The sequence below is a fragment of the Flavobacterium sp. genome (assembly GCF_044368625.1).
Classification (GTDB): Bacteria; Bacteroidota; Bacteroidia; order Flavobacteriales; family Flavobacteriaceae; genus Flavobacterium.
In genome coordinates, this window is the sequence record NZ_JBIPPD010000067.1 from 1 (window position 1) to 14,417 (window position 14,417).

12 protein-coding genes are annotated in these 14,417 nt (G+C 36.1%); 5 read left to right on the forward strand and 7 right to left on the reverse strand.

Going from position 1 to position 14,417, the window contains the following annotated elements; translation table 11 throughout:
- Positions 1 to 89 precede the first annotated feature (89 nt).
- Both ACIQ2X_RS07045 and ACIQ2X_RS07050 read right to left on the reverse strand, forming a co-directional pair.
- The gene (locus ACIQ2X_RS07045; protein WP_396178222.1) at positions 90 to 1,181 is read right to left on the reverse strand and encodes an ATP-binding protein; all 1,092 of its coding nucleotides are present in this window, start codon (positions 1,179 to 1,181) and stop codon (positions 90 to 92) included.
- A gap of 215 nt (positions 1,182 to 1,396) precedes the next feature.
- Complete coding sequence (locus tag ACIQ2X_RS07050; RefSeq protein ID WP_396178223.1) at positions 1,397 to 1,894, reverse strand: hypothetical protein; 498 nt, start codon at positions 1,892 to 1,894, stop codon at positions 1,397 to 1,399.
- 222 nt (positions 1,895 to 2,116) lie between these two features.
- Here ACIQ2X_RS07050 and der point away from each other — a divergent pair, with 222 nt between their 5' ends.
- The 3 genes from der (at position 2,117) to ACIQ2X_RS07065 (ending at position 7,380) form a co-directional block, all read left to right on the forward strand.
- A complete protein-coding gene (gene der / locus ACIQ2X_RS07055; protein WP_396178224.1) occupies positions 2,117 to 3,424 on the forward strand; it encodes a ribosome biogenesis GTPase Der in 1,308 nt (435 codons plus the stop codon).
- Positions 3,425 to 3,628: 204 nt separating this feature from the next.
- Positions 3,629 to 4,402 (forward strand): prohibitin family protein, encoded by a 774-nt coding sequence (locus ACIQ2X_RS07060; protein ID WP_396178225.1) that lies wholly within the window; start codon positions 3,629 to 3,631, stop codon positions 4,400 to 4,402.
- Positions 4,403 to 4,608: 206 nt separating this feature from the next.
- On the forward strand, positions 4,609 to 7,380 hold the full coding sequence (locus tag ACIQ2X_RS07065) for an outer membrane beta-barrel protein (protein ID WP_396178226.1): 2,772 nt from the start codon (positions 4,609 to 4,611) through the stop codon (positions 7,378 to 7,380).
- Between the two features lie 138 nt (positions 7,381 to 7,518).
- Here the strand turns inward: ACIQ2X_RS07065 and ACIQ2X_RS07070 are convergent, their stop codons facing one another.
- From ACIQ2X_RS07070 to ACIQ2X_RS07090, 5 genes are all read right to left on the reverse strand, one after another.
- Positions 7,519 to 8,340, reverse strand: a complete 822-nt coding sequence (locus ACIQ2X_RS07070; RefSeq protein WP_396178227.1) for a TPM domain-containing protein — start codon at positions 8,338 to 8,340, stop codon at positions 7,519 to 7,521.
- 3 nt (positions 8,341 to 8,343) lie between these two features.
- Positions 8,344 to 8,781 carry a TPM domain-containing protein gene (locus ACIQ2X_RS07075; protein ID WP_396178228.1) on the reverse strand — a complete coding sequence of 146 codons (438 nt, stop codon included), beginning with the start codon at positions 8,779 to 8,781 and terminating at the stop codon, positions 8,344 to 8,346.
- Between the two features lie 43 nt (positions 8,782 to 8,824).
- On the reverse strand, positions 8,825 to 9,412 hold the full coding sequence (locus ACIQ2X_RS07080; RefSeq protein WP_396178229.1) for a LemA family protein: 588 nt from the start codon (positions 9,410 to 9,412) through the stop codon (positions 8,825 to 8,827).
- A gap of 28 nt (positions 9,413 to 9,440) precedes the next feature.
- Positions 9,441 to 9,773 carry a MerR family transcriptional regulator gene (locus tag ACIQ2X_RS07085; protein ID WP_396178230.1) on the reverse strand — a complete coding sequence of 111 codons (333 nt, stop codon included), beginning with the start codon at positions 9,771 to 9,773 and terminating at the stop codon, positions 9,441 to 9,443.
- A gap of 93 nt (positions 9,774 to 9,866) precedes the next feature.
- Positions 9,867 to 10,844 (reverse strand): M23 family metallopeptidase, encoded by a 978-nt coding sequence (locus tag ACIQ2X_RS07090; protein ID WP_396178231.1) that lies wholly within the window; start codon positions 10,842 to 10,844, stop codon positions 9,867 to 9,869.
- A gap of 185 nt (positions 10,845 to 11,029) precedes the next feature.
- Between ACIQ2X_RS07090 and alaS the strand changes: the two genes are divergently transcribed.
- A complete protein-coding gene (gene alaS, locus ACIQ2X_RS07095) occupies positions 11,030 to 13,702 on the forward strand; it encodes an alanine--tRNA ligase (RefSeq protein ID WP_396178232.1) in 2,673 nt (890 codons plus the stop codon).
- 10 nt (positions 13,703 to 13,712) lie between these two features.
- The gene (locus ACIQ2X_RS07100; RefSeq protein WP_396178233.1) at positions 13,713 to 14,150 is read left to right on the forward strand and encodes a lipocalin family protein; all 438 of its coding nucleotides are present in this window, start codon (positions 13,713 to 13,715) and stop codon (positions 14,148 to 14,150) included.
- The last annotated feature ends 267 nt before the right edge of the window (positions 14,151 to 14,417 follow it).

Sequence of the window (14,417 nt, forward strand, 5' to 3'; positions counted from 1 at the left end):
AAGTAAGGTTTAACCAAATCAAAGTACAGCTCGTGATCTGGCTAGAATTTTTAATGTTTATTTTTACAAATGTATTTTTCAAAATAAATTTAAAAACTCAAAAAGTGAGTTTTTAAGGAGTGACTACTTAGTTTATTCCAATATTTTAGGTTTTTAAAAAAGTCAGTACTGATTGTTTTGGAGGATTTAATTTCTATAGGAATTAGTTTTCCAGCATTATCAATAATAACATCTACTTCGTGACCTGTTTTGTCTCGCCAAAAATAAATATTTATGGGCAGTCCTTTGTTTGCAAACTTTTTGACCATTTCAACCACCACCATTGTTTCAAAAATCGATCCTTTTAATGGATGACTCTCTAATTGTATAGGGTTTGAAATTCTCAAAAAAGAACAAACCAATCCCGTGTCGTAAAAGTAAATTTTAGGTCTTTTGACGATTGTTTTATTAAAATTTTGAAAATGTGGTTTCAGCAAGTAAATAATAAAACTACTTTCTAAAATTCCGATCCACGATTGTATCGTTTTTAAATCGATTCCAACTTCATTACTTATGGCACTAAAATTCAATTCTTGGCCTGTTCTACCTGCAAGAACACGCATAAATTTTTCAAAAATTAATAAGTCGGTTACGTTTTTAATTTGTCTGACATCCCGTTCGATATACGTTTTTATATAATTAGGAATCCAATCCATAGGGCTGATTTTTTGGTCGTAAATAGGAGGGTAAAAACCGTTGAATAAAAGTTCTTCATCTTTTTCGGGCACTAAATTTGCAGCTTTCAACTCACTTACAGAAAAAGGCAGTAAGTTCAAGTACGCAACTCTTCCCGCTAAAGATTGTGAAATATTTTCTTGCAAAAGGAAATTATTAGAACCTGTCAGAATAAATAAGCCCTTTTCGGTACTATTATCTAGCAATTCTTGCAAATAAGAAAATAATTCAGGCGTTCGTCGCACCTCGTCTAAAATAGCACCATTCGAGATGTTTTCTAAAAAACCTCTTGGGTCTTCTAATGCATATTGGCGTGTGTCAGGATTTTCCAGAGAAATATAAGGTTTATCTGGAAATGTGCTTTTAACCAATGTCGTCTTTCCAGATTGTCGCGGACCAATAACCGCTATGGCTTTAAAAGTTTTTGCTAATTGCTCTAGTTTTATTTTCGCTTCTCTTTGTATCATTGTACAAAAATATGGCAAAATATGGAATCAGATTCCATATTTTTCCATATTTTTTATTTGTAAAAGCATTTAATTGGGTTTAGTGTGGCTATAATCAGTAGGTACAACTCACAACTTCTAGCCCTGATGGAAGCGGCATCCTTTTCTCCCGATTTTTTTCGGGAGAAAAGATACAGCGTACAGCAGGATCAAGCTCCTGAAAAAAAATATCAGAATTAAACGGCAATTATTTTTTCAATTAACGCATCTAATTTTCTCATTTGAGGTTGGCATTTGGTTCGATTGATTCGGGCTTGAACGTAGAGTGCAAACCAACAAACTACCATAATTGTCATGATGGCAAAATCGAATGTTGTGGATTGTTTCAAAGTATAATGCGAATAAGCCATCATTGCAAAAACCAAAAATACGCCGGCGATGATAAAATGCAAAAACATAAAAAATGTCCATACGGTTTGATCCGGGCCGTATAAGCCCCTAACGTTGGTGGTTTTATCGTCATTTTCGGTTAATTCTACATGCAAATGTGGCGAATAATATTTTCGGTGGGCATGTGTGATGAAAATGAAAAGGTGGTGGTCAGAGATTTTTATAATAAAATCGTCTTTTACTTCTTGTTTTATAGTTGCTGCTTTCTCTAAAATTTGTTGCATTGACTGTGGTACATCTTCACTAAAAGTAGGACGTAACGCAATTGAATTATCTGTTTCCATTGAAATGTTTTTGCTAGAAGTTGGCAACGAAAATATCTAAAAATTATCAAATTCTAACTATTTTATAAAAAATTATTGATATACGTTTTTAATAGTGCTATTCAAATCGCCTTTTCAATTGTTATTATAGAGGGAATAAACTGTGGTAATCAGAAAATAGTTAGCCTTTCTAATACGTTAAAGCGTTAAAAAAGTGTATTTTTGCAAATTGAAAATTAGTTTATGAATAATATTGTAGCCATAGTTGGACGGCCAAATGTAGGAAAATCGACCCTTTTTAATCGGTTGATTAAGAGAAGAGAAGCGATTGTAGATTCGGTTTCTGGGGTAACTCGTGATCGAAATTACGGTAAAAGTGAATGGAATGGACAAGAATTTTCGGTGATTGATACCGGTGGCTATATTAAAGGTTCGGATGATGTTTTTGAAAGTGAGATTCGCAAGCAAGTCGAATTAGCGATTGACGAAGCGGATGTAATTATTTTTGTGGTAGATGTTGAAGAAGGCATTACACCAATGGACGATACCGTAGCAAAGTTGTTGCGAAAAGTTAAAAAACCAGTTTTGCTTGCGGTTAATAAAGTTGACAATGCAATGCGTGAAAAAGACGCTATCGAGTTTTATAACCTGGGTTTAGGCGATTACTATACGTTTGCTAGTATTTCTGGAAGTGGAACGGGTGATTTGATGGATGCTTTGGTTGAAGCATTTCCGGAACGTCAAGAACCAGTTGAAGAAGTTGTATTGCCGCGATTTGCCGTTGTAGGAAGACCTAACGCTGGAAAATCAAGTTTTATCAATGCATTGATTGGTCAAGAGCGATTTATGGTTACCGATATTGCGGGAACAACTCGAGACTCGATTGATACAAAATTTGACCGTTTTGGTTTTGAATTCAATTTGGTTGATACAGCAGGAATTCGGCGAAAAGCCAAAGTGAAAGAAGATTTAGAATTTTATTCCGTAATGCGATCTGTTCGCGCCATTGAATATGCCGACGTTTGTATCCTGATTATCGACGCGACTCGAGGTTTTGAGGGGCAAGATCAATCGATTTTCTGGTTGGCCGAAAAAAACCGCAAAGGTGTTGTGATTTTAGTAAACAAATGGGATTTAGTCGAAAAAGACACGATGTCAACCCGCGATTATGAAGAGCAAATTAGAAAAGAATTAATGCCGTTTACGGATGTGCCGATCTTGTTTGTTTCTGCTTTAACCAAGCAGCGTTTATTGAAAGCCCTTGAAACTACGGTGCAGGTTTATGAAAATAAAAAGCAACGAATTCCAACTTCAAAATTCAACGACTATATGTTGAAAGTGATCGAAGGATATCCGCCACCGGCTTTGAAAGGAAAATATGTAAAAATTAAATATTGTATGCAACTGCCTACGCCAACGCCTCAGTTTGTGTTTTTTGCCAATTTGCCTCAGTATGTAAAAGAACCTTACAAACGATTTTTAGAAAATAAAATCCGTGAAAAATGGGATTTTTCTGGTGTTCCAATTGATATTTACATTAGAGAAAAATAAAAAGCATCCAGGTTTAAAAAAGTAAAATGCCCTTAAATGTTAAAACGTTTTAGGGCATTTTTTGTGATTATACATTTCGAAACTCAAACAAAACCAAAAATTTTTTGATAATAATAAGTTATATTTATGATTTTAATAGTATTTTGTTAATATAAAAAATAATTTTTGCAGATTATTTTTGTAAGAACTAAAAAACATTTAAACATGAAAAATTTTTTAATCATTGCAGGAATTTGCGGTTTAATGGCAAGTTGTGCCGTTGTACGACCAGGTGAAGTGGGAATCAAGCAAAATTTGGGTAATTTATCTGATAAAATCCATACCGAAGGAGCTGTTTTTTATAATCCTCTTACAAGTAAAGTGGTAAAAACGTCCATACAAACAAACGATTTAGAACTTTTGCTCAGTTTGCCAAGCAAAGAAGGATTAAGTGTCAACTCACAAATTTCGATTTTGTATCGGTTAGAAACGAATAAGGTACCGGGTATTATCAAAAATTATGGTTTGGGCTATGAGGGTATTATCTCGAATGTATTTAGGTCGGCATCAGCAGATGTATGTTCCCGATTTTTTGCCAAAGACATGCACTCTGGCATGAGAGCTACTATTGAAGCAGATATTAGAACACAGATGGGAACTATTCTCGACAGTCAAGGAATTGTCATTGAATCCGTGTTGTTAAAAAGTATTCAACTTCCAGAAGGTTTGTCTAAGTCGATTGAACGAAAATTACAAGCGGAACAAGAAGCAATGCGAATGGAATTTGTTTTACAACAACAAAAACTAGAAGCAGAACGAATTATAATTGAGGCTGAAGGGACGCGAGACGCTCAAAAAATTCTTTCGCAAGGGTTGACAGAACAAATCATTAAATTAAGAAGCATTGAAGCTTTTATGGAGCTCTCGAAATCTCCAAATAGTAAAGTGATCATTACAGATGGTAAAACTCCGTTTTTAGTCTCTGGAGAAGGTAAGTAGATTTTGTTTTTAGTTGTTTAAACCGCATAATTAAATTTTATAATTATGCGGTTTTTTTGTTTTGTGTTTTATACGAAAGTACTTAAAAAGACATGATCAGTTGGTTTTGTTAAAAATTTTGTAAGAAATTATTTCTTTAGATACTAAATAACGTTATTCGCTGTTTATAAGAATAACCAAAAACAAAACCAAACAAAAAACAATTTATGTCAAAAATTTATCCAATTTGGCTCTTTTTTCTATTGTTAACTTCTTCATTAGTTGCCCAAAACACAATTACTTTAAAAGGGAAAATTATAGAAGACGCTACTAAACTACCCTTAGAATCAGCAACTATTTATATTACTTCGGTTAAAGATTCCACCATTGTTGATTATACTATTGCGGATAAAAACGGAAATTTTTCGTTGTCTACTCGCAAAATTACACAACCCGTATATTTCAAAGTTTCGTTCGTAGGCTTTCAAGAATACGTACAAAAATTGGAATCTCTGACTGTTTCTAAAGATTTTGGCGTAATCAATGTGCTTGATACGGCAAATGATTTGAATGAAGTTGTGGTTAAAGGTCAGGCACCTCCCGTGCGAATTAAGCAAGACACGCTGGAATTTAATGCCTCGTCTTTTAAAGTTCGGCCTGATAGCAACGTCGAAGCTTTACTGAAACAGTTGCCTGGTGTGGAAGTTTCTTCGGACGGAAAAATCACAGTGAATGGCAAGGAAGTCAACAATATTTTGGTAAACGGAAAACCCTTTTTTGGAAAAGACGGCAAAGTAGCTACGCAAAATTTACCAGCCGATATTATCGAAAAAGTACAAGTCTCCGATACGAAAACCAAAGAAGAGGAATTGTCGGGTCAAGCTGCAAGTGCCGAAGAAAAGACGATCAATTTGACGATTCAGGAGGACAAAAACAAAGGTTTATTTGGGAAGTTTAGTGGTGGATTAGGATCCGACAATCGCTATGAATCCAGTGGTTTAATTAATTATTTCAAAGACGATCAAAAGTTTAGTTTTCTTGGCTCTTCCAATAACATCAATTCGGTGGGATTTTCGATGGATGAAATTTTCGATTCGATGGGAGGCGGCAGAAACATATATTCCAGTAGCGACGGCAGTTTCAACATCGATGGTCAACAGTTTGGTGGTGGAAGTGGAATCACGCAATCCAATATGATTGGTTTGAATTATTCGGATAAAATCGGAAAAAAAATAGATCCAAGCGCGAGTTACTTTTACAATTCTGCCGAAAATGAAAACGATACAAGAAGTAAAGTTGAAAATTTGTTGCCAGAAAATAAATTTATAACAGAATCCGTCGGGAAAACCCGAAATGTCAATAACGGACACAATTTGAATGTGGAATTCGAGTACAAAATAGATTCCTTAACGACGTTAAATATCCGTCCTAACTTAAAGAAAAACAACTCGCGATTTACGGCCAACAGGGCCCAGAATTCGGTGGATGAATTTGGTGGAGCTTTAAACGAAAGCAACAGTTTCAGTAATAACAGTAGCAACCGATTGGCTTTTGAAAATGATCTTTATTTTTTTAGAAAATTGAAGAAAAAGGGCAGAAGTATTTCGTTGAATTTCAATAATAGCAACACCGTAGATGAATCTGATAATCAAGATATTTCATCGACTATTTTGTATAAAGCGACAGGAAATCAAACCATTGGTCGTAATTTGATCGAAAACAATAACGATAGTTCCAATGATTATTCAACTTCGTTGACGTATACAGAACCCATTACCGATTCACTTTCTTTTTCGGTGGGTGGTCGTTATTCATGGAAGAAATCGGTGGACGAACAGGCCACTTTTAATTTTGATGGAAATAGTAACGATTATACCATTAAAAACGATTCGCTTTCCAATTACATTACCTCAGGCATGAAAGTGGTTAATCCATTTATCAATTTGAGTATTCGTAAAAAAAATTACAGCGGACGAATTAGTTTAGGAACTGAAATTACCCGATTTGAAAACTTTTCGAATTACTTAAATGAGGATACTGTTTTAAATAAAGATTACATTTTTCCAAATATCAACGGGTATCTAAATTACCGATTTACGAAGTCAAAATCGGTATATATGAATTACCGTTATTCCGTAAGTGTTCCGACTGCAAATCAGATTTTACCAGTGATTAATATTTCGAATCCGTTGAATACCATTACCGGAAATCCAGATCTTAATCCTACTAAAAGACACGGTTTTTATCTCGGACTCAACAACTACGATTATGCATCTCGCTCTGGATTTTACCTGTACTCGGGCGGATCGATTTTTAACAATCAAATTGTTTCTTCCACCGTTTTTGACGATAGTGCCAAGAGAACTACAACTTTTGAAAATACAGGTACAACTTACGACAGTTACTTGGGTTTTTCCTGGGATAAATCGTTTAAAAAAGACGCACATACGTTTAAATACAGTTTGGGTATGAACTTTAATTATGGGCTTTCAAAAGGATTGACCAACAACCAAGCTTTTGAAGCCGAGGAGCTTTCGGTGAGTCCAAATATCGAACTTTCTTGGGAGTACGGCGAAATTTTGACGATTACGCCAAGTTACACTTACAACTTAAACGATACTAAATTTAAGAATTATTCGATTGACCAATTGTCCAACTTTGTACATAACTTCAAAATAGAAACTACTTCCTATTGGCCCAAACATTTTGTTTTTGGAAATGATTTTGGTTACACCTACAATTCCAATATTGCTGATGGTTTCCAGAAAGATTTTTACTTGTGGAACATGAGTTTGGGCTACAACTTCTTTAGCGATAAATTATTGGCTAAAGTGAAAGTTTACGATTTATTGGACCAGAATGTCAATGCAACGAGAACCATAACCCCAACCGCAATTCAAGATGTCGAAAACACGGTTTTACAGCGGTACGCCATGTTTTCGTTGACCTATAAAATTGAGAAATTTGGAGGGAAGAAAAAGAGTCAGTGGGAAGATTGATAATGTTTAAAAAAGTAAAAAAGGAGCGATGAAGCTCCTTTTTTTATGTGTAAATTTAATTGTAAATTTTATGATTATTTGTACGGACAAATCGCGCTGAAATAATTTTTTACTCTACGTACAGGTCGTGACTTGTCCTTACCAAGAGCCTCCCGAACCGCCTCCAGAGAAACCTCCACCGCCAAAACCTCCACCGAAACCTCCGCCGCCGCCAGAAAATCCGCCGCCGCCTGAGCCACCACCGAATCCGCCGCCACGACCTAAACTGCTCAAAATAATCATTTCGGCTAAGCCAAAACCATCGCCCCCGCCCTTATTTCCGGAATTTCCACCACCTTTATTTTTGGCAATAACAAAAATGAGGATGATGAAAATTACAATGAGGATAAAAGGAAACGGACTCCCGTCACTTTTATTTTTCTTCCGCTCGCCTTTGTATTTGCCTTTTAAAACATCAAAAATGGCGTCGGTTCCTTTGTCTAAACCATTGTAATAACTTCCCGCTTTAAATTCCGGTAAAATATAGTTCCGGGTTATTTCTCCTCCAATTCCAGCAGTTAATCGATCTTCGACACCGTATCCAGCTGAAATCCAAATCTTGCGTTCTTTTTTCGCAAGAAGAATAATGATGCCGTTGTCGTTTTTTTCGCTTCCGCCAATACCCCAAGTTTGTCCCCATTTTGGGGTTAAAATACCGATATCTTCTCCCTGTAGACTTTCAATGGAAATGACTACAATTTGGGTCGAAGTGCTGTCGGAATAATTAATTAACTTTTGTTCCAAAGCAGTTTTTTCTTGAGCGTTGAGCACGTTAGCATAATCGTACACACTCGTTTGAAATTTTGGAACGGGTGGAATGGTAAATTGTGCGAAGCCAATACTCACTTGAAGCAAGAAAAGTATCAAGAATGAAGTGATATTCCAATTGGAATTTGTGTTTTGTGTTTTTTGGAATTTCATTCTTTACCCTTTAGATATTTCATTTGATAATTCATTTTTGTCACCAGCGCTAAAAGGGAAATAGTGTTCCAGACGCTCGCCAGCTCTTAAAATCCCAGCAACCAAACCGTCTTTGAATTTTTTTTCTTTGAAATTGGATATGACAATATCCCTCGTACAATCCCAAAAATCATTCTCAACCACTTTGTCAATTCCTTCATCGCCGATGATTGCAAACGTATGATCGGCAACGCCCACATAAAATAAAACACCATTTCTCAACTCCGTGGCATCCATACCCAATAAATGAAAAACCTCCTGGGCTCTTTCGAGCGGAGGTTTTTCGGTATGATTTTCAATGTGGACTCTTATTTCACCAGAAGTATTTTTTTCGGACGCACTAATCGCCTGAACAATTTCTTGCTCTTCTTCTTTGGTTAAGAAATCTTCAACTTTTGACATACTAATTTTTTGTTTTTAAATTCTCCCTTTAGATTTAAGGACTTTAGAATTTTACTTCCACAGGTTTTTCTGCACCTTCAGTAGCTTCGAAATACGCTTTTTCTTTAAATCCAAACATTCCTGCAAACAGCGAATTTGGAAACGTCAAAACGTGATTGTTGTACGGTTTCACCGCCTCATTAAAACGCGTTCGGGAAGTTAGAATTTGATTTTCAGTACTTGCTAACTCATCTTGAAGTTTCAAGAAATTAGCGTTTGCTTTTAAATCAGGATAAGCTTCCACAGTAACCAATAAACGTGACAATGCAGATGAAACGCCACTTTGGGCTTTACTAAATTCAGCCAATTGTTCTGGAGTAATGTTGGTTGGGTCGATTGTTGTAGAAGTTGCTTTTGAACGTGCTTCAATTACAGCAGTTAGTGTCCCTTTTTCAAATTCAGCAGCACCTTTAACCGTATTTACTAAATTTCCGATCAAGTCATTTCTTCGTTGATAGGCCGTTTCCACATTTCCCCATGATTCTCTAATATTCTCATTTAAAGAAACCGCAGTGTTGTTGATTCCTTTAACCCATAAGTAGATAAAAAATACTACGACTGCTACAATAATCCAAGGCAAAAATTTTCTCATTTTTTTTAGTTTTAAGTTTAAAGTGTGTTTAAAGTTCGTTTTTTATTTGTGTTAATTGTGCTTTTATTCCTTCTAGTTTACTTATAATTTCAAAATTGTCTAAGGTTTTCTTTTGTCCAGCTTTCAAATGCGTTTTCGCACCTTCAAGTGTAAAACCCCGTTCTTTGACCAGATGATAAATCAGTTTTAAATTGGTTACATCTTCGGGTGTAAACATCCGATTGCCTTTGGCATTTTTCTTGGGTTTCAGAATGTCAAACTCCTTATCCCAAAAACGAATCAATGAGGCATTGACACCAAATGCTTTGGCCAATTCACCCATACTATAATACCTTTTATCGGGCTGTAATTCTATATGCATACTTATTTCAATTTCAATGACAATTTCAATTTTAATGGCAATTTCAATGACAAGTAAAACTTCAATTTCAGGTTTTCAACTGTTTACTGCGACTTAGTCTAACGACTGGTTCTCTTGACTCGCTAATTTCGAGATTATCGCATATTCTGCAGCGGAAATATTGCCATAATAATAATTCAACGGGTTGACCACTTCGCCATTTTTATGTACTTCATAATGCAAATGCGGCGCCTCACTTCTGCCCGTGCTTCCTACAAAACCAATTACGTCACCGCGTTGCACTTTTTGACCTCTTCTGACCTTGTATTTACTCAAATGAGCATACAACGTTTCGTATCCAAAACCATGCCTAATTACAATGTGATTTCCATATCCTGAAGCTGTATTGTCAGCCTTTTCAACGACTCCGTCGCCTGTAGCATAAATGGGAGTACCACTTTTTGCAGTAAAATCCATTCCTGCATGAAACTTTCTCACTTTCGTAAAGGGATCACTTCTATACCCAAAACCCGAGGCCATCTGTTTTAAATTTTCGTTTTTCACCGGCTGAATGGCAGGAATCGCGGCCAATAATTTCTCTTTCTCCTTTGCCAGTTTAACAATTTCATCCAAGGATCGCGACTGAATCGCTGCTTGTTTTGATAAAACGTCTACACGCTTCGAGGTATTGATTACCAACTCCGAATTGTTATATCCCTCCAACTCCTTGTACCGATTGATACCTCCAAAACCCGCTTTACGTTGTTCTTCAGGAATTATCGATGTATTGAAATACGTGCGGTATAAATTATTATCCCGTTCCTGAATTTGTTCCAAAACGTCATCTACTTCGTTCATTTTGGTATTCAAAATCGCATACCTCAGTTTTAAATTTTCAATTTCCCGAGTTTGCAATCGGTCCTTTGGCGTTTCAAAAAAAGGTGTGTTTAGCAAAACAATAAAACTCAAAATCCCAAAAACCGCCGACGAAAGCAAGAACAAAGCGATGTAGCCAAAACGTTTACGCTTTTTAGTCTCAATTTTTCGGTAAGCCAAATTTTCAGAATCGAAATAATATTTTACCTTCTTCATGTTTTAAAAAATGCTATTTTTGCACCTTAAATAAAGGTTTGTCGAACAAATTTAATAAATGTTTCACTGGTTCGGGAGATTTTAATTAGATAATTTGAAAATTTAGATAATTTGAAGTTAGTTCAAATGTTCTAAGAAATCAAAAAAGTCTAATTGCCAAATTATCACATTATCAAATTTTAAAAATGAAATCACAAGATATTAGAAAACAGTTTTTGGATTTTTTTCAAAGTAAAGGCCATCTAATTGTTCCATCAGCTCCAATTGTTTTAAAAGACGATCCTACTTTGATGTTCAATAACTCAGGAATGGCTCAGTTTAAAGAATATTTCTTAGGAAATGCCACGCCAAAAAGTCCACGAATTGCCGATACGCAAAAATGTCTTCGTGTTTCAGGAAAACACAACGATTTGGAAGATGTGGGTTTTGACACCTACCACCACACGATGTTTGAAATGCTTGGCAATTGGTCTTTTGGCGATTATTTCAAAAAAGAAGCCATTCACTGGGCTTGGGAATTATTGACGGAAGTCTATAAAATCCCCAAAGAAAATTTATACGTTTCTGTTTTTGAAGGAAACGAAGCCGAGAATGTGCCTTTTGACCAAGAAGCTTGGGATATTTGGAAAGGTTTGATTGATGAAAATCGTATTATTTTAGGTAATAAAAAAGACAATTTTTGGGAAATGGGCGACCAAGGACCATGTGGGCCTTGTTCAGAAATTCACGTAGATTTAAGAACGGAGGACGAAAAAGCACTCGTTTCTGGAAAGTCGCTTGTCAATAACGATCACCCTCAAGTGGTAGAAATTTGGAACAATGTATTTATGGAATTCAACCGTAAAGCCGATGGTTCACTCGAAAAATTACCTGCCAAACACGTTGATACCGGAATGGGATTTGAGCGTTTATGCATGGCCTTACAAGGCAAAACGTCCAATTATGATACCGATGTTTTCACGCCTTTAATTGAAAAAGTAGAGGAAATTACGGGATATAAATACGCATCCAACACCCAACACCCAACACCCAACACCCAAGAAAAAACCAACATTGCCATTCGCGTTATTGTTGATCACATTCGTGCCGTAGCTTTTGCCATTGCCGATGGACAGTTGCCATCCAATACAGGTGCGGGTTACGTGATTCGTCGTATTTTACGTCGTGCAATTCGTTACGGATTTACTTTTTTGGATACCAAAGAGCCATTTATCTACAAATTGGTGGAAGTTCTGGCCGATCAAATGGGTGCTTTTTTCCCAGAAATAAAATCCCAGCAAAATTTAGTTACCAACGTAATTCGTGAAGAAGAAGCTTCCTTTTTAAGAACTCTAGACAGGGGAATTTACAAATTGGAAGGACAGATTAAATCTTCGGAATTATTATTTAATAACGCAGATTTATTAACTGAACCCGGGAGAATTGTTTCGGGGGGAATGGCTTTTGAATTATATGACACGTACGGTTTTCCGTTAGATTTGACACAATTAATAGCTAAAGAACACGGGTGGTCGGTGGATATTAATCGATTCGAAGAATTATTACAAGAGCAAAAATCAAGATCTCGTGCCGCTTCAGAAGTTTCCACCGACGATTGGAACATTTTAGTCGATGGAAATACCGAAACTTTTGTGGGGTATGACCAAACCGAAAATGAAGTAAAAATTACACGCATTCGCAAAATTGACTCTAAAAAAGACGGCGTTTTATACCAAATAGTTTTAGATCACACGCCTTTTTATCCCGAAGGTGGCGGTCAGGTAGGCGATAAAGGAATACTTTTTTCTGCAAATGAAACGATTGATATTATCGACACTAAAAAAGAGAATAATTTAATTATTCATTTTGCTAAAAAGTTGCCGACTGATTTAAACGCTTCGTTTATTGCAAAGGTAAACACTGATTTACGAACGTCTTCGGCTAAAAATCATTCGGCGACACACTTGATGCATTTGGCGTTGCGAACTATTTTAGGAACGCATGTGGAACAAAAAGGTTCGTTGGTAAATCCGAATTATTTGCGTTTCGACTTTTCGCATTTTTCAAAAGTCACGGACGAAGAAATTAAACGAGTTGAAGATTTTGTGAATCAAAGAATTCAGGAACAGTTGCCATTAATCGAACGCAGAAATATTCCTATTCAGCAAGCGTTGGAGGAAGGAGCGATGGCTTTGTTTGGTGAAAAATATGGGGATAATGTTCGTGCGATAAAATTTGGCGAAAGCATGGAACTTTGCGGTGGAATTCACGTAGAAAATACCGCAAACATTTGGCAATTCAAAATTATATCTGAAGGTGCCGTTGCTGGTGGAATCAGACGAATTGAAGCCATTACAGGAGATGCTGTGAAAAGTCATTTTGCCAAACAAGAAAATACTTTGTCGGAAATCAAAGAAGCCTTGAAAAATCCGCAAGACACAATCAAAGCTGTACTCTCATTACAAGACGAAAACACCAAACTTAAAAAACAAGTTGAGCAACTATTGAAAGACAAAGCAAGAGGTTTGAAAACCGAATTGGCTGCTCAAATTATAGAAGTCAATGGCGTAAAATTTCTTTCAACCGAAGTGGATTTAGACGCTAATGGAGCAAAAGATTTGGCTTACGAATTGGGTCAAAATCAAACCAATTTGTTTCTGGTTTTTGGAACCATTTCAGAGGATAAACCAATGTTGACTTGCTCTATTTCAAAGGAATTAGTTTCAGATAGAAACCTGAATGCGGGACAAGTGGTTCGAGAACTGGGCAAGTACATTCAAGGTGGAGGTGGCGGTCAAGCTTTTTTTGCAACAGCTGGCGGAAAAAATGCAGCTGGAATGAAGGAAGCGTTGGCAAAAGCAATTGATTTTATAAAATAATGAGCAAATTATGAAAAGATGTTTTTTAGGCATAGTAGCGGTACTGATTTTAGGCGCTTGTAATTCGGATGATAATGGTTCACAAGCCTTCAATCGAAATAATATTATTGGTAAATGGTACTTGAAAGGAGGAACGACCAATGAAGGTGCTTATGAAAACTATAATCACGAATGTACGACCTCGAAAGACTATCAGGAATTTTTAGCGAATGGTATTTTAGACTTTGTGGGTTACGGAAGTAATTGCGAAGTGAATGATACGGATTCGTCCAATTGGGAATTGAAAGGGAATATCTTAACGATTTCAAATCTAAATATGGATCCCATAACTTATTCTTATGATTACACGTTGGAGCAACTTACATCGAATGAACTTCGTATAAAAATAACAGAGAACACGCCAGAAGGAACTGAAACTAATGTTCTTTATTTGACTAGAAATCAATAACCAGTAAGCATTCGAAGTTCCATTTCATAAAATACGAATCCAAAGAGTACAGTTAGAGACTGTAGGCTTTGGTTTTTTTTTGCAATAAAACAACCGTTTAAATCATAAAATATTGTTTTCTTTGGCTTTTTGGATTGCTTCCTGTAAAGTTTCACAACATTGTTGATGGCATTTCCTCCCCTTCGGGGTTTTCTTTGGAGGCGTAGCCGTAAAAGAAAACCCCGAAGGGGAAAGATAAAAAAGTTGATTATTTTTGTTTTACCACAA